The sequence below is a fragment of the Pseudomonas oryzihabitans genome (assembly GCF_006384975.1).
Classification (GTDB): domain Bacteria; phylum Pseudomonadota; class Gammaproteobacteria; order Pseudomonadales; family Pseudomonadaceae; genus Chryseomonas; species Chryseomonas psychrotolerans_B.
Genome location: NZ_CP021645.1, coordinates 3798137 through 3819856 on the forward strand (window position 1 = coordinate 3798137; position 21720 = coordinate 3819856).

Sequence of the window (21720 nt, forward strand, 5' to 3'; positions counted from 1 at the left end):
GTGTAGGCAGCTTAGAAAGCAGAGCGTGAGCCCGCCACGCCGGCTGGCAAGTTCACTGCCGTGTAGGCAGCTTAGAAAAGGCCGGGGTCCTTGCGGTACCAGGGATCAATGTTCACTGCCGTGTAGGCAGCTTAGAAATGGGCGGACATCGCGTCGGGATCGACGAAGCCGTTCACTGCCGTGTAGGCAGCTTAGAAATCGATGCGGCCGTCCTCATGCACAGAGATCTCGTTCACTGCCGTGTAGGCAGCTTAGAAAACCAGGTTTCCCCCGGCAGTATCTGGCCGTGAGTTCACTGCCGTGTAGGCAGCTTAGAAAAACACCGGGGACCAGTCGGCAGCGACCAACACCGTTCACTGCCGTGTAGGCAGCTTAGAAAAGGCGCTGGAGATCGACCTGCCACAGCAGTCCGTTCACTGCCGTATAGGCAGCTTAGAAAAGCAACACCGGCTACCGCTCGGCGGCCAGCAAGTTCACTGCCGTATAGGCAGCCTAGAAATTGTAGATCAGGCCGTCGATGGGCTGGGCCTCAGTTCACTGCCGTATAGGCAGCTTAGAAAATGGATCAGCAACGTAAGGGCTTCGGCGTCTTGTTCACTGCCGCGTAGGCAGCTTAGAAATCAACGCCGAGCAGTTGAAGGCGTTGCAAGACGTTCACTGCCGCGTAGGCGGCTTAGAAAATGGCCCGGCTGTTCTGGCGCGTCATCGACGGGTTCACTGCCGCGTAGGCAGCTTAGAAATTGCAGAACTCCCCAAGCAGCCGCGCCACTCCGTTCACTGCCGCATAGGCAGTCCGAATAGTCCGCTTGCGAGCCAGTCGTCTCGACCGGCTTCCCTGCAATGCCACGGCCCGTGGCCGTTCCACGTGAAACCTACCCCCTACCCACATACGGCATCTTGGTCGCCATCACAGTCAGGGTCTGGACGTTGGCATCCAGCGGCAGACTGGCCATGTAGCGGACGGCGTCGGCCACGTGTTTGACATCCATGCGCGGCTCCACCGCGGTGCTGCCATCGGCCTGCAGGACACCATTGGCCATGCGCTCGGTCATCTCGGTGGCGGCGTTGCCGATGTCGATCTGGCCGCAGGCGATGTCGAAGGTGCGGCCGTCCAGGGCCAGGGCCTTGGTCAGGCCGGCGACGGCGTGCTTGGTGGCGGTGTAGGGCGCGCTGAAGGGTCTTGGCGTATGGGCGGAGATGGAGCCGTTGTTGATGATGCGGCCGCCGCGGGGCGACTGTTCGCGCATCAGGGCGAAGGCCGCGCGGCTGCAGAGGAAGACGCCGGTGAGGTTGGTGTTGACCGCCCGGTGCCAGGCGTCCAGCTCCAGTTCGTCGATGGACACCGCCGGGGCGCCGACGCCGGCGTTGTTGAACAGCAGGTCGAGGCGGCCGTAGGTGGCGCGGATGCGGTCGAAGAGCGCCTCGACGCTGGCGGCATCGGTGACGTCGCAAGGGACCGCCAGGGCTTCGCCGCCCTGCTGGCGGGCTGCTTCCGCCAGGGCTGCCAGGGGCTCGGCACGGCGGGCGGCGAGGACCACGCGGAAGCCGTCCTGCAGCAGGCCGAGGGCGACGGCGCGACCGATACCCTGGGAGGCACCGGTGACGAGGGCGATGGGGCGAGCGGTGGTCATGGCTGGTCCTTGGAGGCCGGGAGGATGCCCAAGGCTAGCAGGTCGTGGTGATACAGACAGTCGCCTAGTGCGTGGGGCGGCCCTCACCCTAGCCCTCTCCCAGAGGGCGAGGGGATGGCTGGGTGGTTTGGGGAGGATTTGTAGGCAGCCGGTGGGTGCGGAGCTGGGTGGCCCTCACCCTAGCCCTCTCCCAGAGGGAGAGGGGATGGTTAGGTGGTTTGGGGAGGGTTTGTAGTCAGGCGATGGGTGCGGAGCTGGGCGGCCCTCACCCTAGCCCTCTCTCGGAGGGAGAGAGGATGGTTTGGGGGATAGGGATCGTGGCCAGACGGTGGCTAGGTCACTGCGAGCCGTCACCCGGTCCTCCCAGGGGATGGTTAGGTGTTCAAGGTAAGGTTTGTAACCGGCCGGCGACTATGGTGTCGTCAGCATTCTTCCTGGCGGCAGCGTGAGGTAATGGCCACAAGAATGAGGCTCGACCGGCTCACCGCAGGGCGAAGTCGGGCGGCACCAGGATCACCTGGCCGGATGGTCGCTCCCTCAGCCGGGTGAGATAGGCATCCAGACGTGGCCAGGCGGCCAGCCAGCGTGGCTCCGGCAGTCGTTCCAGGTAGTCCAGCATGGGTGCCAGCAGGGCATCGGCCAGCCCGAAGTCGGGCGTGCAGAGAAAGGCGTCTTCGCCCAGTTGGCGGTCGAGCACCGCCAGGGTCGCGCTGACCTCGGCGGCGGCGCGGTCATGCTCTTCTGCCGTGAAGTGCGGATCGGGGCGGGGCCCGGCGACGCGTAGCAGGTAGCGGCGGATCAGGCGGCTATCCACGGTGGTGAGCAGGGCGCTGGTCCAGGCGTCTTGCTCGGGATCGTCGAGGGGGTCGGCAGTGGGTAGCAGGTGCCGGCCGAGGTAATGGCAGATGGCGAGCGTCTCGAAGATGCGGTGCTCACCGTGCAGCAGCACCGGCACCTGACCGAAGGGATGCAGCGCCAGATGGGCTTCGCTGCGCCAGGCGATCGGTTGGCCGGCGGGCGCGAGGCCACAAGGGAGGTCCAGCCCCCGTTCCAGACTGTAGAGCCGCACGCTGCGTACCAGGCTGCTGAAGGCGGGACCGAAGAGATAGGGCGTCATGGTTCAGGCTCCTTGCAAAGAAGCCTGCATGCTGGCAAAGGGGACCTTATGTTCAAGAACATAATCTGGAGTCCCCATGGCCTGGCCCCTCGATCAACGCGAGCAGACGCGTCAGCGCATCCTCGATAGCGCCGCCCGCCTGTTCGCCCTGAAAGGCTTCGACGCCGTCGGCCTCGACGACCTGATGGCCGATGCCGGCCTGACGCGCGGTGCCTTCTATCATCACTTTCGTACCAAGACCGACGTCTACGACCAGGCCATCGGTCACGCCGCCCGGGTGGGCAGCGCCCGGCTCGACAGCCTGGGTGGCGCAGGCCTGAGCCACTTGATCGAGCACTATCTCAGTCGCGAGCATGCCGAAGGCGAGTCACTGCGCTGTCCGCTGGCCTTCCTGGCGGCAGACGTGACTCACCGAGAGGCCGCCATTCGCGGCAGCTATACCCGCTTCTTCGAGCGTTTCGTGCAGCGCCTGGAGCGTGATCTGCCAGGGCACTCGGCGCAACGCCGCCGCCGGGCGCTGCAACTGGCCACCACCCTGATCGGCGGCGTGGCCCTGGCGCGGGCGCTGGATGACGAGGATCTTGCCGAGGAGCTTTTGGCGGCCTGCCGCCAGAGCGGTCAGGGACTCCTGGCCGAGGACGAGGATTTGGCAGGCTCGGCCGGCTAGGGGACACTGGCGTCCCCCCCTGTCCGCCGAGGTAACCCATGCTTATCCGTCCGCTCGAAGCCGCCGATTTTGACCAGGTCTGGCCGCTCATCCAGCAAGTCGTGCAGGCGCAGGAGACCTATGCCTACGCTCCCGACATGACCCGCGAGGAGGCCTGGCGCCTCTGGGTAGAGATGCCGCGAGCGACCTACGTCGCCGAGCGCGAGGGGCAGATCCTTGGCAGCTACTACCTCAAGGCCAACGCCATGGGCCCGGGCGACCACGTCTGCAACTGCGGCTACATGGTCGCCCCCGCCGCCCGCGGCCAGGGCGTGGCCGGTGCCCTCTGCGAGCACTCGCTGCAGGTGGCGCGCGAGCTGGGCTTCCTGGCGATGCAATTCAACTCGGTGGTGGCGAGCAACAGCGTGGCGGTACGGCTGTGGCAGAAACACGGCTTCCAGATCGTCGGCACCCTGCCCAAGGCCTATCGGCATGGGAGCCTGGGACTAGTGGATTGCTATGTGATGTATCGGTGGCTTGGTGAATAATTATAGTTAAAATCTATTGAAATTCCTCATTAGGTGTCTTTTTTTCGAGTCGTAAAAATGGCGAAGTCAGAACCGGCGACAATTTTTGGACAAGCTGTAATTACTGAATTAGAGCGATGTTGATTTGAAAAGAAACTTGGAGTGAGTCTTAAGAAAGCACCTTTCATCATCATTTAGGTGCCGTCTGTCACTAGAAATAAGTTGTTACTATTTGACAATTGATTGAGTAGATTTATCGTTCCTCCCGCGTATTCGGCATCGGCTAGGCCAATATCTGGTCAGGGAACGATCATGCGTTTGTCATTCTTTCGCTCAGGTTTAGGCTTTGGCCTGATGTTCTGCCTGGCCAGTGCCCAGGCCCAGGTGGTCCCCACCAATCCCGGCGATACCGACCTGATCCGCAATCGGCAGGAGCGCTTGCTTCAAGAGCAGCAAAAGCGCCTGCAGGATCTCCAGGAGCTGCCAGGGGCAACCGTTCAACCGGCGCCCCCGCCGCCCACCGCCGAAGGGCGCTGCTTCACCATCCAGCACATTGAGCTCAAGGGCGCCGAGCATCTCTCCGCTCAGGACCAGGCAACCCTGACACAGCCCTATATCGGCCAATGCCTGGGTGTGAACCAGCTCAACGCGCTGCTCAAAACCATCACCGATCACTACATAGGGCGTGGCTACGTCACCAGTCGGGCCTACCTGCCGCAGCAGGATCTCGCCAAGGGCACCCTTACCATCCTGGTGGTGGAGGGCAAGCTGGAAAGCCTCAAGCCCGCGGCGGGCAGTGGCTTGACGCCCCGCGAGCTGATGCAGGCCTTTCCCGGTGCGCCGGGCGAGTTGCTCAACCTGCGCGAGCTGGAGCAGATGGTCGACCAGCTCAACCGCCTGCCTTCCAACCAGGTGCAGATGGACCTGGTACCGGGCAAGGCGGTCGGTGGCAGCGATGTCGAGGTCAAGAACACCCCGAGCAAGCCCTGGCGTGCCTCTCTGTCGCGCAACAATAACGGTCAGCGCAGCACCGGCGAACAGCAGTGGGGTCTGGGTCTGGACTGGGACGACCCGCTGGGCCTGGCCGATCAGTTGGTGCTGCGGGGCGGTCATGACGCGGTGAGCGACCACATCCAGCTGTCACGCAACGGCTACCTGGGTTACAGCCTGCCGTGGGGCTGGTGGACCTTCAACTACAGCTACAGCCGCAACGACTACCGCTCCCAGGCCAAGGCCAACGGCTTCGCCTTCCAGCAGAGTGGCGACAGCCAGAACCAGCAATTCAAGGCCGAGCGGGTGGTGCATCGCGACGCGGTGAGCAAGACGGCGCTCAACTCGGGGCTGTCGCTGCTGAGCACCAATAACTACATCGAGGACAGTCGCCTCGGGCTGAGCAGCAACCGTATCAGCGAGCTGCAACTAGGCTTCAACCACGGCCGGCGCTTCGGCAGCGCCTTCGTCAACCTGGATCTGGGCTGGCAGCGCGGCGTCGGCATCTTCGGCGCCCAGAGCGATCCCACCTCCGGCCCCGGCCAGCCCACCGCCCGCTACCGCAAGTACACGGGGACCCTGAGCTATCTGCAGAACTTCCAGCTGTTCGGCGAGAACCTCAGCTTCAGCAGCCTGGCGACCGGCCAATACACCGATGACGTGCTCTACAGCCCGCAACGGATGAGCCTAGGCGGCCTGGCCTCGATACGGGGCTTCAAGGACCAGTCGCTGTCGGGCGACACCGGCGGCTACTGGCGCAATGACCTGCGCTGGACGCGGGCGGTGACCTGGGGCTGGTTGCAACCGCTGTTCAGCCAGTACGGCATCGGCCTGGGCTATGACCAGGGCGTCATCCATCACGGTCGCTACAACCCCGAGATGCACGGCCGGCTGTCCGGCGACTCCCTGGAACTGTTCGCCCGCGGTCGCTACCTGTCCGCCAGCCTGACCTTCGCCCAGTCGCTTGAGCGCCCCGCGGCGCTGCCCGAGCGCGAGCACCCGGTCTATTTCAGCGTCGACCTGTTTCTGTAAATCACCCGTTTCGCTACACCGCACTACCTGAGGAGCTGACATGGACGTCCGCCAATTCGACTTTCTCGCCGCCCAACCCAGCGCCGAACTCAAGCCGCGTGACACCTTCTGCGGCATTTCCAAGCGCGCCTTGGCCCTGCTGCTGGTCAATGCCCTGTTCTGGCAGCCGATCTGGGCTCAGGCCGAGGGCATCGTGGTCAGCAACGGCAATGGCGCCCGGCTCGATCAGGCGGGTAATGGCGTCCCCATCGTCAACATCGCCACGCCCGGTGCCAATGGCCTGTCGCATAACCAGTTCCAGGACTACAACGTCGACAGCCGCGGGGTCATCCTCAACAACGTCACCGACCGCACCGGCAATACCCAGTTGGGCGGCATCATCGTCGGCAACCCCAACCTCCAGGGCCGGGCGGCCGGCGTCATCCTCAACGAGGTGGTGGGCGGCAGCCCCAGCCAGCTCAGGGGCTATACCGAGGTCGCCGGCCAGGCGGCGCGGGTCATCGTCGCCAACCCCTATGGCGTGACCTGCAACGGCTGCGGCTTCATCAACACGCCGCGGGTGACCCTCACCACCGGCAAGCCGATCCTCGACGGCAATCGCCTGGATCGTTTCCAGGTCGATGGCGGCAGCGTCACCATCGAAGGCAATGGCCTCAACGCCGACAACGTCGACCAGTTCGACCTCGTCACCCGCTCGGCCAAGATCAATGCCGAGCTGCATGCTCGCCAGCTCAACATCGTCGCCGGCCGCAACGACGTCGCCGCCGATAGTCTCGCCGCCACGCCGCGCCCCGCCAGCCCTGGCGACGCCCCGCAACTGGCCATCGACTCCTCCGCCCTGGGTGGCATGTACGCCAACACCATCCGCCTGGTCGGTACCGAAGCCGGCGTAGGGGTGAAACTGGCCGGCAACCTGGCCGCCAGTGCCGGGGATATCCAGCTCGATGCCAACGGCCAACTGACCCTGGCCCAGGCTGCCGCCAGCGGCAACATCGCCTTGAAAGGCCAAGGCGTCGACGCCCAGGGCCCGGTCTATGCCTGCGGGAACGTCAACGCCCGGAGTGGGGGCAATCTCACCATCCACCAGAGCGTGGCGGCCCGTAACGCCATCACCCTCAACGCTGCCGGGCAACTCACCAATGCGGGTGTCATCGAAGCCGGGGTAAATCCGGACAACAGCCGCAATGCCACGGGCGATGTCAGCCTGCAAGGCGCCGGGATCACCAACCGGGGCTCGGTGATCGCCAGCCGCAATCTCAGTGCCACCGCGTCCGATACCCTCGACAACACTGGCGCCACCCTGAGCGCCGGCAGCCAGGCGCAACTCCAGGCCAGCACCCTCGGCAACGCTCAGGGCCGTATCCAGAGCCAGGGCAGCCTGGCGGTACAGGCCGCCAGCCTCGATAACACCCAAGGCCTCGTGACCAGTGCGGGCGCGCTCACCGCGACCCTTGGGCAGACCAGCAATGGCAAGGGCGAGATTTCCAGTCAGGCGCGCCTGACGCTGCAAGGCCAAGGCCTCGACAACCGCCAGGGCAAGCTCATCGGTACCTCGGGCCTGGACCTGACCCTGAATACCCTGGACAACCGTAGCGGCACCCTCGTCAGTCATGGCGACCTCCAGGCACGCCTCAGCGGCACCTTGGACAATCGCCAGCAGGGCAACCTCCAGGGCGCCGGCAATACCACCCTGAGCTTCGGCCAACTGCTCAATGCCCAGGGCGTGCTCACCAGCGCCGCTGCCCTGAGCCTGAGCGGCAACCAGGTCAACAACGACGGTGGCCAACTCGGCAGCCAGGGCAACCTGACCGCCACCCTGGGTAGTCTCGACCAGCTCAATGGCCAGTTCATCAGCCAGGGCCAACTCAGCCTCATCGCCGACCGGCTGGGCAACACCGGCAACAGCCTGGTCGGTGGCCAGAACGGCGTCGAGTTGCGGGTAACCGCGATCGACAACCGCGTCGGCGAAGTGTCCAGCCAGAGCGGCAGCGTCAGCCTCACCGGGCAGAGCCTGCTCAATAGCGGCGGCAAGGTCATCGCCGGGAGCGATCTGACGGCCAGCATCACCACCCTCGATAACAGCGGTAGTGGCTTGCTGTCGGCCAAGCAAGGCTTGCGCCTGAGCGGCCAGACCCTGGCCAACGGCGCTGGCGGTGTGTTGAACGCGGGCGGTGACCTCCAGGCGACCCTGAGCGGCGCGCTGAACAATGCCGCGGGTAAGCTCCTCGCCCAGGGCGGCCTGACGCTCGGTAGCGCCAGCCTGAATAACCTCGGGGGCCTCCTCAGCGCCCAGGGTGCCCTGGCCGTGACGACCGGAGACCTGGGTAATACCCAGGGTCGCCTCGTCGGCCAAGCCGCCCTGAGCCTCACGGCCGCCAGCCTGGATAATCGCCAGGGCCTGGTGTCCAGCGTCGGCCAGCAGACCCTGACCGTCACCGGCGGCGCGGTGCAGAACGACGGCGGTCAGCTGGTTACTAACAGCGGCCTGACCCTCAGCAGCGCCAGCCTGACCAACGGCAGCGGCACCTTGAGTGCCAAGGGTGCCGTGAGCCTGACCACCACCGGGGCGCTCAGCAACGCCCAGACTGGTCGCCTGATCGGCAGCGACACCTTCAGCGTCACTGCCGGCAGCCTGACCAATGCCGGTCGCCTGGCCAGCGCCAAGGACCTGCAGGTCACCACTACCAGCCTGACCAACAGCGGCGAACTGTTCAGCCAGGCCGGCCTGACCCTGGACCTCAAGAATGGCACTCTGACCAACGCCGGCGGTGGTCTGATCACCGCCCCCGGCGCTCTGGTACTGAAGAACCTGGGCGATGTCCGCAATGCCGGCGAACTCAGCAGCGGCCAAGCCTTCACCCTGGCCGCCACCAGCCTGGACAACAGCAACGGCAAGCTGATCAGCAACGCCAGCCTGACCTTGCGCATTGCCCGCGCCTTGACCAACGCCAAGGGCAATCTATCTGCCGCCGGCCTGGATATCGCGGCAGCCAGTCTCGACAACAGCACCGGGGTGCTCACCAGCCATCAAGACCTGAAGGTGATGCTGGCGGGTGACCTGCTCAACGGCCAGGGCCAACTGCTCAGCGACGGTACCCTGGGCATTACCGCGGCCAACCTGGACAACCGCCAGGGCCTGGTTTCCAGCGCCGGTCAGCAAACCCTTACCGTCGCCAATGGCAAGGTTCGAAATGAGGGCGGCCAACTGGTCACCGACGGCGGCCTGACCCTCAGCAGCACCAGCCTGGATAACGGTGCCGGCACCCTCAGCGCCAAGGGCGCCGTGACCCTCACCACCGGCGAACTGAACAACGCTCAGCAGGGCAGCCTTGTCAGCGGCGGTCCTCTGGCGATAGCGGCCCAGCGCCTGGATAACACCACTGGCCTGATCTCCAGCGGTCAGGCCCTGCAACTGGACCTGAGCGGCGCCCTCGACAATACCCAGGGCCGCCTCCTCGGCCAATCCACCCTGGACCTCAAGGCCACTGGCCTGGATAACCGCCAGGGCCGGGTGTCCAGCGTTGGCCAACAAACCCTCGCGCTCACCGGCGCGGTGCAGAACGATGGCGGTCAACTGGTCACCGACAGCGGCCTGAGCCTCAGTAGCGCCAGCCTGGATAACGGCGTCGGCACCCTCAGCGCCAAGGGCGCCGTGAGCCTGAGCACTACCGGGGCTATCACCAACGCCCAGAATGGCCGCCTGATCGGCAGCGATACTTTCAACGTAGCCGCTGGCAGCCTCACCAACGCCGGTCGCCTGGCCAGCGCCAAGGACCTACAGGTCAGCATCGCCAGCCTGACCAATAGCGGCGAACTGTTCAGCCAGGCCGGCCTGACCTTGGACCTGCAGCACGGCAGCCTGACCAACGCCAGTGGTGGCCTGATCACCGCCCCGGGCGCCCTGGTACTGAAGAACCTGGGTGATGTCCGCAATGCCGGTGAACTCAGCAGCGGCCAGGCCTTCACGTTGGCGGCGACCAGCCTGGACAACAGCGGCGGCAAGCTGATCAGCAACGCCAGCCTGACCCTGCGCATCGCCCGTGCCCTGAGCAATGCCAAGGGCGCTCTGTCGGCTGCCGGCCTGGATATCGAGGCAGCCAGTCTCGATAACAGCGCTGGTGTGCTCACCAGCCATCAAGACCTGAATGTGACGCTGGCGGGCGATCTGCTCAACGGCCAGGGCCAACTGCTCAGCGAGCGAGCCCTGGGCATTGTCGCTGCCAATCTGGACAACCGCCAGGGCCTGGTCTCCAGCGCCGGCCAGCAGACCCTTGCCGTCACCAATGGCAAGGTGCAGAACGACGGCGGGCAACTGGTTGCCGATGGCGGCCTGACCCTCAGCAGTGCCAGCCTGGACAATGGCGCCGGTACCCTGAGCGGCAGGGGCGCCGTGAGCCTGACCACCGCCGGGGCGCTCAGCAACGCCCAGACCGGTCGCCTGATCGGCAGCGACGTCTTTACCATCAATGCCAACAGCCTGACCAACGCCGGTCGCCTGGCCAGCGCCAAGGATCTCTCGGTCACCACCGCTAGCCTGACCAACAGCGGTGAACTGTTCAGCCAGGCCGGCCTAACCCTGGACCTCAAGAATGGCAGCCTGACCAACGCCAGCGGTGGCCTGATCACCGCACCGGGTGCGCTGCTGCTCAAGAACCTTAATACGGTGCGCAACGCCGGTGAGCTCAGCAGCGGCCAAGCCTTTACCCTGGCCGCGACCAGCCTGGACAACAGCGGTGGCAAGCTGATCAGCAATGCCAGCCTGACCCTGCGCATCGCCCAGGCCCTGGCCAATGCCAAGGGCGCCCTATCCGCGGCGGGCCTGGACATCGAAGCCGCCAGCCTCGACAACAGCGCCGGCCTGCTGACCAGCCATCAGAATCTGCGAGTAACGCTGACAGGCGCCCAGGTCGACGGCCAGGGCCAGTTGCTCAACGGCCAGGGCCAACTGCTCAGCGACGGTACCCTGGACCTCACCGCGGCCGACCTGGACAACCGCCAGGGCCTGGTCTCCAGCGCCGGCCAGCAGACCCTTACCGTCGCCAATGGCAAGGTACGAAATGAGGGCGGCCAACTGGTTACCGACGGTGGCCTGACGCTCAGCAGCTCCAGCCTGGACAACGGCACCGGTACCCTCAGCGCCAAGGGCGCCATGAGTCTCACTACCGGCGTCTTGGATAACAGCCAGAAGGGCCGTCTGGTCGGTGGTGATCGCCTGACGGTCAGCGCCCTGCGCCTGGACAATACCGCTGGCCTGATCTCGGCGGCCAAGGGCCTGCAACTGACGCTGAGCGATGGCGTGAGCAATGGCCAGGGAAAACTCCTCAGCGAAGGTACCCTGGGCATCACTGCGGCCAACCTGGACAACCGCCAGGGCCTGATCTCCAGCGCCGGTCAGCAGACCTTCACCGTCACCGGCGGCGCTGTACAGAACGACGGTGGCCAACTGGTTACCGACGGCGGCCTGACCCTCGGTAGCGCCAGTCTGGACAACGGCACCGGTACCCTCAGCGCCAAGGGCGCCGTGAGCCTGACCACCACCGGTGCCTTGAGCAATGCCCAGGGCGGCCAACTGGTCGGCAGCGACCAGGTCAGCGTCACCGCTGGCAGCCTCACCAACGCCGGCCGCCTGGCCAGCGCCAAGGACTTGCAGGTCACCACCGCCAACCTGACCAACAGTGGCGAGCTGTTCAGCCAGGCCGGCGTCACGCTCGACCTGCAAAACGGCAGCCTGACCAACGCCAGCGGTGGCCTGATCACCGCCCCCGGCGCACTGCTCCTGAACAACCTGGGTACCGTCCGTAACGCCGGTGAACTGAGCAGTGGCCAAGCCTTCACCCTGGCGGCGACCAGCCTGGACAACAGTGGCGGCAAGCTGGTCAGCAACGCCAGCCTGACCCTGCGCATCGCCCGCGCCCTGGCCAATGCCAAGGGCACCCTGTCCGCGGCCGGTCTAGACCTCCAGGCCGGCAGTCTGGCCAACGCCGGCGGTACCCTGGTGAGCCGTGGCGCCCTGAGCGTGACCACCAGCGGTCTGCTAGACAACAGCGCCGACGGCCTGCTCAGCGCGGCCACCACCCTCGATGTCACGGCCGGCACCTTGGATAACGCGGGCGGTAGCCTGCTGGCCAAGGGTGCGGCGACGCTCACCACCGGGCAGCTCGACAACACGGCCAAGGGCCTGATCAACAGCCAGGCCAAGCTGACCCTCACCGCCGACCACCTGGACTCCAGCAATGGCGGCGAAGTCTCGGCCAAGGGTGACCTGCAACTGACCCTGGGTGAACTCAAGCAACAGGGCGGTCGCCTGATCGGCGAAAGTACCCTGGTCCTAGACCTGGGGCGTAGCGGCGGTACCGGCAACCTCGACAACACCGGTGGTCTCATCGCCAGCAGCGGAGCCCTGGGCTTCGCCCACCTGAATCAGGTCACCAACACCGGTGGCGAGATCAGCAGCGCCCAGTCTTTCGACCTCATTGCCCGGGCGCTGGATAACAGCAAAGGCAAACTCATCAGCCAGGGCCTGCTCAAGGTCCAGGCCGGCCAACTGACCAACGACGGTGGCCTGCTTTCCGGTTGGCAGGGCCTGACCGTCACCGGCGGCAACCTGAGCAACCGCCAGAGCGGCACCCTGTCGAGCAAGGCCGGCGACCTCACGGTCGCCCTCAGCGGCACCCTGGAAAACGGCGACAACGGCGCCCTGGTCAGCCAGGGTGCGCTCGCTGTCACCGCCGGCAACCTGAACAACACCGGTGGCTTCCTCTCCAGCAGCGGCGCCCAGACCCTGAGTGTGACCGGTACGCTACAAAACGGCACCAAGGGCCTGATCGACGCCGGGACGGGCCTGACCGTCAACGCCGGCCAGTTCAGCAACGCTGGCGGCCTCACCCAGGCCAAGCAGGCGCTGAGCGTCAACACCGGCAACCTGGATAACCGTGGTGGCACCCTCAATGGCCAACAGACGGTCACCCTCGACCTGCTCGGCGCCCTCACCAACACCAATGGCGCCGTACTGGCCCAGGGCGACCTGCTGCTCAAGCGCGCCACCCAGGTCAGCAATGCCCAGGGTCGTCTCAACAGCGGGGGCCTGCTGACCCTATTGGTCGGCGGCCTGGACAATAGCAATGGCGGCACCCTGGCCAGCCAGAGCGAGCTGAGCATCACCGCCAGCGGCCAGGTCAGCAATGGCGGCGACGGCCTGCTCGCCAGCCAGGGCGGGGCCCTGAGCGTCACCGCCGGCGGTCTCGACAACAGTGGCGGCACCTTGCAGAGCGCCACCGGCCTAACCCTCGCCACCGGCTCCGGCACGGTAGGCAACGCGGGCGGCAAGCTCCTTGCCCAGAACGGCGACCTCAGCATCACCGCCGGCAACCTGGACAACCGCGGCGGTATCCTGGCCAGCCTCCAGGGCGCCTTCATCGCCGGCATCGGCGGGCTGCTGGCCAACGGCGGCCAGGGCCAGACCGGTGGCACCATCCAGGCACAGCGCCTGGACCTCAACGCCGGGACCCTGAGCAACTACAACGGCAAGCTCACCGCCCTGGGCGGCGATGCCCTGTTCCAGATCGGTAGCCTGGACAACCGCAACGGCAGCCTCTACGGCAAGGGCCTGGTGCGCGTCCGTGGTGGCAGCTTCGATAACAGCGGTGACAACGACGGCCAGGTCTTCGGCAACCAGATCGACTTCAGCCTGAGCGGCGCCCTCAACAACCGCCTGGGCATCATCGAAAGCACCAGCACCCTGAGCCTGTCCGCCGCCAGCCTGGACAACACCAATGGTCGACTGCGCGCCCTGGGCAGTGGCGGTACCACGCTACTCAACCTCGGCGGCACCCTGGACAACACCAACGGCCGGCTGGAAAGCGCCAACCAGAACCTGCAACTCAACCTCGGCGGCCTCATCAACGCCAATGGCACCCTGCTGCACGTCGGCAACGGTACCTTCGGCCTGGGCCTGCCCCTGCTGCAGAACGCTGGCGGCAGTGTCGTCAGCAACGGCACCCTGACCCTGAACGGCAGCAGCTGGACCAACAGCAGCACCCTGCAGGTGGCCAACCTGGTGGTCAACGTCGACAACCTGACCCAGACCGGTAGTGGCCAACTGCTCGCCCGCAACAGCTTCAGCGGCAACGGCGGCAACTGGACCAACGACGGCCTCATCGCCAGTGGCGGCGCCTTCAACCTGCACCTGGGCGGTACCTACCAAGGGGCGGGCCGGCTGAGCAGCGCTGGTGACTTCACCCTGGGCGCCGGGCAATTGCTGCTCGACAACCCCAACGCGCGCTTGAACGGCAGCGGCACCACCAACATCAACATCGGCGGCCTGCTGCGCAACCGGGCGCGAATCTCCGCCGCCGGCGACTTCAACCTCAGCGCCGGACAGGTGGACAACCAGGGCACCTTGGGCGCTGCGGGCAACCTGTCGATCACTACCGCCAACCTGGCCAACCAGAACAGCAGCCTGATCTTCAGCGGCGGCAACATGGGGCTGTGGGTCGGTGACTTCACCAACCGCTATGCCGACGTCTACAGCCTGGGCGACCTGTCGATCGCGCGCTCAGGCGACGGCAGTTGGGCGAACAGCATCGTCAACCGCTCCGGTACCCTGACCAGCGACGGCAGTCTGTGGCTCGCGGCCAGCACCATCCAGAACGTCCATGACATCCTGGCCGTCAACAATATGGGCGTCTACACCGGCCAGATCACCGAGCTGCCCTGCGGCTATGGTGCCGGCGACTGCGACGGCGGCAAACGAAACCACGTCTGGCAGGTCCTGCAGCGTGACAAGCTCGAAGTGACCCAGGCCAGTGCCGCGTCCAGCATCACCGCCGGCCGCAACCTGATGGTGAACGGTGGCGACCTGCTCAACAGCAGCAGCACCCTCGCGGCCGGTGGCTCCCTCACCGCCAACGTCAACAACCTCTACAACCAAGGCGTCGAGACCGGCGATACCCAGACCACCCGGGTGTTCATTTCCGAGCGCACCCGCAAGGCTGGCGCTTGGTACGACACGGCCAACGATTTCAATGATCGCTACTGGTACCAGAGCCCCAACTACAATGCCCAGGACCTGAGCGGCCTGGGCGCGGCGATGAGCAAATTCATCGCCATGACCGAAAGCGAGCAGACCGCCTACCGCAAGACCGAACGGCTCTCCACCGGCGACCAGAGCTATGCCGCGGTCATCCAGGCTGGCGGTGCCGTCAACGTGCGGGCCAACAACAACATCGACAACAGCGTGGTGCGTCCCGGCTACACCTACGTCGGTGGTGGCCGCCGCACCGACACCAGCGCCCCGGGCACCGCCTACGCCACGGTCGTCACCCTCAACCCCCAACTACCCGCCAACCTGGCCCAACAGCAGGTCAATCCCACCACGCTTCCCGGCTTCAAACTGCCCACCGGGCAGAACGGTCTGTTCCGCCTCAGTGGCCAACAGAACAGTGACACGGACATTAAAATCGGCAGCCAGGTCCAGTGGCTGACCAGTAGCCAAGTCACCGTCGACAATCAGATCGGTGCCCAGAACACGACCTATACCGCGGGCCGTACCCAGGATACCTCCAAGGCCCTGGAGAGCAGTCAGGTAGCGGCTATCACCCCGCTGCAGGTGCAAAAACACACCAACAGTCCCCTGGCCAACCAGGTAGCGCTCGATGGCGTGATGTCCACGCAGCCCACTACTCAGACGCTGCTGTCCGCCCAGCTCGCCGCGCCCTCTACCCTGACTGGCAAGGTCGCGCTCGATAAGACGCCGCAAGCGGCCAAGGCGATGGATGCGACCACCAGCCAACAGCGCGAGGCCACCGTCGCCGAGGGATTGCTCAAGGACGTCAGTACCCAAGGCGTCACCACGCCCATGGTCTCCGTGGCCCTGCCCACCACCGTCGGCCATGACCTGCCGCACCGCTACCTGGTGGAAACCAACCCGGCGCTGACCGACCTCAAGCAATTCCTCAGCTCCGACTACCTGCTGGGCAACCTCAACTACGACCCGGACACCAGCTGGAAGCGCCTGGGCGATGGCCTCTACGAACAGCGCCTGGTGCAGCAGGCCATCGTCGCCCGCACCGGGCAGCGCTTCATCGACGGCCTGACCAGCGACGAAGCCCAGTTCAAGTACCTGATGGACAATGCCATCGCCAGCAAGCAGGCGCTGGGCCTCAGCGTGGGCGTCGGCCTGACCGCCGAGCAGGTGGCGGCCCTGACCCACGACATCGTCTGGATGGAAGACCAGGTGGTGAACGGCCAGCACGTACTGGTCCCGGTGCTCTACCTGGCCAACGCCAACAATCGCCTATCGCCCAACGGCGCTCTCATCCAGGGCAGCGACGTCACCCTGATCGCCGGCAACGACCTGAACAATGCCGGCACCCTCAAGGCCACCAACAGCCTCAGCGCCACGGCCACCAATAACTTGGTCAACAGCGGCCTGATCCAGGCGGGTGATCGGCTGAGTCTGTTGGCCGGCGATAACTTGACCAATCGTGCTGGCGGCATCCTGTCCGGCCGCGATGTCGACCTGACGACGATCCGGGGTGACATCCTCAACGAGCGTACCGTCACCAGCCACCAGAGCGCCTCGGGCGCCAACAGCTGGCGCGAGGACTTCGCCGACAGCGCGGCACGCATCGAGGCGGCCAACAACCTGACGGTGCAGGCCGGTCGTGACTTCAGCAACGTCGGTGGCGTTCTGAGCAGCGGCCGCGACCTGAGCATCACTGCCGGTCGCGACGTCAACCTGAGCAGTGCCCAGACCCAGACGGGCCGCAGCAGCGGTACCCAATTCAATACCTCCAGCATCACCCAGCTGGGCAGTAGCACGACGGCCGGCCAGAACCTCAGCATCCACGCCGGTCGAGACCTGAGCGCCACGGCCAGCACCCTCAGTGCGGGCAAGGATCTGGACCTGAGTGCCAAGCACGACCTGACCCTTAGCTCCGCCGTTGACGAAAGCCACAGCTACAGCACGAGCAAGAAGGTCACCAGCAAGGAAGACCACGTCAGCCAGCAGGGCACCAGCCTGACTGCTGGAGGCGCGGTCACGCTGAGTGCCGACCATAATCTCAAGCTCGTCGCGAGTTCCGTCACGGCCGGCACCGAGGCCTATCTCTATGCCGGCAAGGACCTGGACATCCTGGCCGCGACCAACAGCGACGACTCCTTCTTCTCCAAGACCAAGAAGGGCTCTTTCGGTCGCAAGAGCAGCCAGATGGCTGAAAGCTCCAGTGACCTTGCGGTTACCTCCTCTCTCTCTGCCGGGACCAAGCTCACTCTCTCTGCCGGGCAGGACATCAACACCCAGGGTGCACAGCTGTCCGCCAAGGGGCTGCTCCGCGCCGATGCTGGCCGCGACATCAATCTCGACGTGGCGGAAAACAGTGCCAGTAACGCGACGGCCACGTCGAAGAAAGGCTTCTTCTCCGGCAAGGCCAACAGCGCCTCCAGCAGCCAGACGACCGTCACCAGCACCACGCTCAACGCCGACAGCATCAAGCTCACGGCCGACAACGACATCAATCTCAGAGCGGCGGCGCTACGCGCGAACAATGCCGTACAACTGGACGCCGGGCGCGACATTACCCTCGGTACCGCCCAGGAATCGTCCTCCTCCAGCCAGGCCAGCAGTTCGAGCAAGCTGACGCAGCACTGGACCGGCTCCCTGACCCAGACGCAAAAAGCCCAGGGCAGCCAGGAGGCGTCCACCCAGGCCATCGGCAGCAGCATCAGCGCTGGCAGTCTGAACATGCACAGTGGCCGGGATACCACGATCAGTGGCAGTACGGTCGTTGCCGACAAGGACATCCGCATCGATGCCGGTCGCAACCTGAGCATCGTCAGCGCCCAGGATAGCGACGCCTCCAGTTCCAGCGGCAAGAATCGCAAGGCAGGTGAAATCGGAACCTGGTGGCAGGGCGCCACCGGCGTGGTCTCCACCAAGCAGAACAGCCAGGAAAACAGCACTCGCCAGGTCGGCAGCCAGATCGCTTCCCTGGGCGGCAACGTTTCCCTCAGCGCCGGTGAACACTACACCCAGACCGCCAGCCAAGTGGTCGCGCCCCAGGGCAACATCGCCATCGCGGCTAAGCAGGTCGATATCCAGGCCGGCTACGACACCCTCAGCGCGGATCACAGCGCCAGCTCCAACCGCACGGCGGTAGGGGGCTCGGTGAACATCCCCCTGGTGAACGCCGTTCGCGATATCCAGCAGATGAAGGCTGCCGCGGGCAAGACCAAGGATCCACGCATGCTCGCCCTGGCCGCAGTGAACGCCAGCATGAACGCCGGCGCGGCGGTCGACAGTGCACAGAGCCTGGCAAACGGCGAGCTGACCGGCATCAAGGTCAGCGTCAACCTGAGTAACAGCCAGAGCAAGCACCAGAGCCACGAGTCCGGCCAGAACGTGGTCGGCAGCAGTATCGCCGCCGGTGGTGACGTCAGCATCACTGCCAAAGGCGCGGGCAAGGACAGCCACATCAACATCGTCGGCAGCGACATCAATGCCGGGCGCGATGTGGCACTCAAGGCCGATGGCGATATCAACCTGGTATCCGCGCAAAACACTGCCGTTCAGGAGGGCAGCAACAGCAACAGCGGCTGGAGTGCCGGGGTTGGCTTCAACCTGGGGCAAAAGAACGGATTTACGATTGATCTTGCCGCCAACAAGGGCTGGGGCGACTCCAAGGGCCATAGTGTCACCCAGACCAACACCCACATCACTGCCGGCAAAGGCGTCCAGCTTGTCAGTGGCAACGACACCAACATCCGTGGTGCCGTGGTCAGTGGCGATCAGGTGCGTGCCGACGTGGGCGGTGATCTGAACATCGCCAGCCAGCAGGACCGCAACGACTACAAGTCGCGACAGCAGAGTGCCAGTGCAGGCGTCAGCCTCTGCATACCGCCGTTCTGCTATGGCGCCTCATCGGCCGGCGGGTCCGTCAGCCAGCAGAAGATCGAGAGCACCTACGCCAGTGTCATCGAGCAGTCCGGTATCAAGGCGGGTGACCACGGCTTCCAGATCAAGGTTGGCGGAAATACGGACCTTAAAGGCGCCAGCATTGCCAGCAGCGACAAGGCCGTCGCCGAAGGCAAGAACCGTCTTACTACCGGCACGCTGACGCATTCCGACCTCGAGAACAAAGCCGAATACAAGGGCTCCAGCATCAGCCTGAGCGGCAGCTACAGCACCGCTGCGCACGATAAGAAAGGCAACGTAATCAAGGATAAGGACGGAAAACCTGTCCAGGACGCCGCTACAAACCTAGGCACCCCCATCGCGCTAAGTGCCAGTGGCAAGGACAAGAGCACTACGTCTAGCGGTATCAGTGGTGGCGCTATCACCATCACCGACGAGGCGAAGCAGCAAGCGCTTACTGGGCAGACCGCTGAGCAGGCCGTTGCCGAGGTCAATCGAGACGTCTCCAGTGACAGAGACGGCAGTAACGCTCTCAAACCGATCTTCGATCGAAAGGAAGTCGAAGCGGGCTTTAAGATCACCGAGCAGTTCGTGCGGAACGTGGGCACCTTCTTGGAGCAGCGCTCGCTCGTCTCGACTGATGCCAAGAAGCAGTTGGCCGAGGAGAACGCCAAGCCTGCTGAACAGCGCGACCCAGCAAGAATCGCTCAGCTTGAGAACCTCATCCAAAGCAACGCCACCTGGGAGATTGGGGGGCTGGGGCGCACCTTGGTTTCCGCGATCAGTGGTGCGGCGGGGGGCAATGTCACGGGGGGTGGAGCCCAGCTGCTTCAGGGCGCCGCGGTAAGTTATCTCCAAAGCCTGGCCGCCGAACAGGTCAAGGGCATTGCCGATGAGTTGAAATCCGAAACCGCACGTGCGGCCTTGCATGCCATCGTCGGCTGCGCGGGCGCCGCTGCGCAAAGTCAGAGCTGCGGTGCCGGCGCCTTGGGCGGCAGCGTAAGCGTGGTGCTGAACAACCTGATCGATCAATTGAGTGATCAAACTGCCGAAGGCATGACGGATGCCCAGAAGCAGAATCGCCTGAACCTGATTGGCAGCCTAGTGGCGGGTATTACCGCTGCTGCGGGTGGCGAGGCTGCGGTCGCGGCGAATGCGGCGCAGATCGAAACGGGAAATAACTATCTACACCGCACCGAGGCGCAACGACAAGCTGTTCTGGAGCGTAGGCAGAAGGATGGCAGCTTAACGACGGATGAGGCTAAAGAGCTTGCTGATATCCGTAAGGTTGATAAGGCACGTGACCAAGCAATTCGAGATATTTGTACCAAAGGGAACAAATCTGATGGTGCGTGCTCGGCCTTGGTAGCCGAAGCCAAACAAGCGTTGGCGTCTTATGATGAGCCTATTAGCTACAGTCTTGCGTGGAAAAGCGTCTATCCAAAGGACGCAGCAAATGTAAGCAAGATCCTGGAAGGCCTCGATGAGGGGAACATCACACGTGATGGTGCTATAGCGGCGATAGCGAAGGAGTCAGGCAAGAGCTGGGATGAAGTAGCGGAGCGATATGACACGGTCATGGCGGTCCAGTCAGTTGTTGCCGCCTTGGCGGGAGCGTATGGTGGAGGAGGTGTTCTTGGCGGTGCAAAAAGTTCCGGTACATCGGGTGCAAAAGCGGCGCCTAAGACTGAAACTTACTTTAGAGTAGAAGGCGGTGGTTCAGGTTCAGCGACGAGCCAAAATCGCATTACTGTGAATGCGGATGGCAGTATTAAAATCAACCCTGGGTGCTCTGGGCAGCTTTGTGTAAGTGTAGGGAGTGCTGAGCATGCTAGCTACTTCTTAACTAACAAACGTCCGGATGGGTCGGTAGTAGTTTTCGAGGTAGATGCCGGCCTTCATAAGCAGATAATGGATAGTTCGATACCTCAGCGACCGGTTCCGGGCATTCCACGAGATCCATCGGCACCCAAAATCGTAGATCCGAACCAACCGGGTATTGCTTTAGAGCTGCCCAAGATATGGGAGTCGTTACTTGAAAAGCATTCAAGCAATGCACGTGTATACTCTCACGAAGAGTTTTTGAAGGAGTTTGGGAGATGACTTGGCGGCAGTCGTTGGTTGATGATTTATGGAGCGGCGAAAAAAGTATATGTTTTTTTGTTCATTCAGGGAAATGCTTCTGGGTTGCAGATGATAAGTTTAACTTTAGCTTGGATGCGGAGAGAGATTATCGGGCATACCTTGATAAGGGGCATATAAATCTGGAGCAATATACGTCAGCATGCATTTCGTTCAGAGGAGGGATTCTTAAGCTAACTGCTGAGAGTTTTTTGAAGTACTTAATGGCAGAGGGGCGGCAGGTGTTATCAAAGCAAGAGCTTAAAGATATTTTCACGTGCGGGCTTGGTTTGAGCGAATCTTTGTATGGAAAAATCGAGGGGTACTATTTTTCCGGAGCAGAATTAAGCGCGAAAGATTTTGGTGAGGCTAATGCTGTTGCCTCCAGGCTTCCGATGTTCTATGTGAATTTCGATCGAAAAATTTACATGCACATGGATTATGGTCGGGGGCATGAAGACTTGGCCTACTCAGACTGGTTCGCCAAGTGTTCGGACTTTTGTTATTTAGTGCCAGATAGGGAGAAGTATTGGGTTTTAGGGGGTATGGACTTTTGGAAATATAGGTTTTTACAGTTGATATAGGGTGGGAAAGCAACAGGGAGTGCTCTCGGCAATTTAGGAAGAGGCGTGCTGACAGAGGCTGATTTCGCTCAGAACAGAATAAATCTGATAAGCGTTGGGAGACGGAATAAAACGTGAGCTGAAGGGGGGCGACCAAGCTGGCCCAGTTGCGGTGCGCTT

7 protein-coding genes and 1 CRISPR repeat array (1 of these 8 running past the window's edge) are annotated in these 21720 nt (G+C 63.7%); of the genes, 5 read left to right on the plus strand and 2 right to left on the minus strand.

Annotated features, from left to right (window positions below; all coding sequences use genetic code 11):
- Positions 1-740: a CRISPR direct-repeat array (repeat unit 28 nt; unit sequence GTTCACTGCCGTGTAGGCAGCTTAGAAA) (it extends 70 nt beyond the left edge of the window).
- Between the two features lie 132 nt (positions 741-872).
- Together CCZ28_RS17130 and CCZ28_RS17135 are read right to left on the minus strand one after the other, a co-directional pair.
- Positions 873-1631, minus strand: a complete 759-nt coding sequence (locus CCZ28_RS17130; protein WP_140219928.1) for an SDR family oxidoreductase — start codon at positions 1629-1631, stop codon at positions 873-875.
- Between the two features lie 481 nt (positions 1632-2112).
- Positions 2113-2748, minus strand: a complete 636-nt coding sequence (locus CCZ28_RS17135; protein ID WP_140219930.1) for a glutathione S-transferase family protein — start codon at positions 2746-2748, stop codon at positions 2113-2115.
- A gap of 76 nt (positions 2749-2824) precedes the next feature.
- Here CCZ28_RS17135 and CCZ28_RS17140 point away from each other — a divergent pair, with 76 nt between their 5' ends.
- The 5 genes from CCZ28_RS17140 to CCZ28_RS17160 all read left to right on the plus strand — a co-directional run bounded on the left by CCZ28_RS17140 (position 2825) and on the right by CCZ28_RS17160 (position 21561).
- A complete protein-coding gene (locus CCZ28_RS17140; protein ID WP_140219932.1) occupies positions 2825-3415 on the plus strand; it encodes a TetR/AcrR family transcriptional regulator in 591 nt (196 codons plus the stop codon).
- Between the two features lie 38 nt (positions 3416-3453).
- Entirely contained in the window at positions 3454-3942 is a 489-nt protein-coding gene (locus CCZ28_RS17145) for a GNAT family N-acetyltransferase (protein WP_140219934.1), read from the plus strand.
- Between the two features lie 333 nt (positions 3943-4275).
- Positions 4276-5943: a ShlB/FhaC/HecB family hemolysin secretion/activation protein gene (locus tag CCZ28_RS17150; RefSeq protein WP_276613594.1), complete on the plus strand. Its 1668-nt coding sequence runs from the start codon at positions 4276-4278 to the stop codon at positions 5941-5943.
- A 40-nt stretch (positions 5944-5983) separates the two neighbouring features.
- The gene (locus tag CCZ28_RS17155) at positions 5984-20959 is read left to right on the plus strand and encodes a hemagglutinin repeat-containing protein (RefSeq protein WP_140219938.1); all 14976 of its coding nucleotides are present in this window, start codon (positions 5984-5986) and stop codon (positions 20957-20959) included.
- On the plus strand, positions 20956-21561 hold the full coding sequence (locus CCZ28_RS17160) for a hypothetical protein (protein ID WP_140219940.1): 606 nt from the start codon (positions 20956-20958) through the stop codon (positions 21559-21561). Before CCZ28_RS17155 ends, CCZ28_RS17160 begins: the two co-directional genes overlap by 4 nt.
- The last annotated feature ends 159 nt before the right edge of the window (positions 21562-21720 follow it).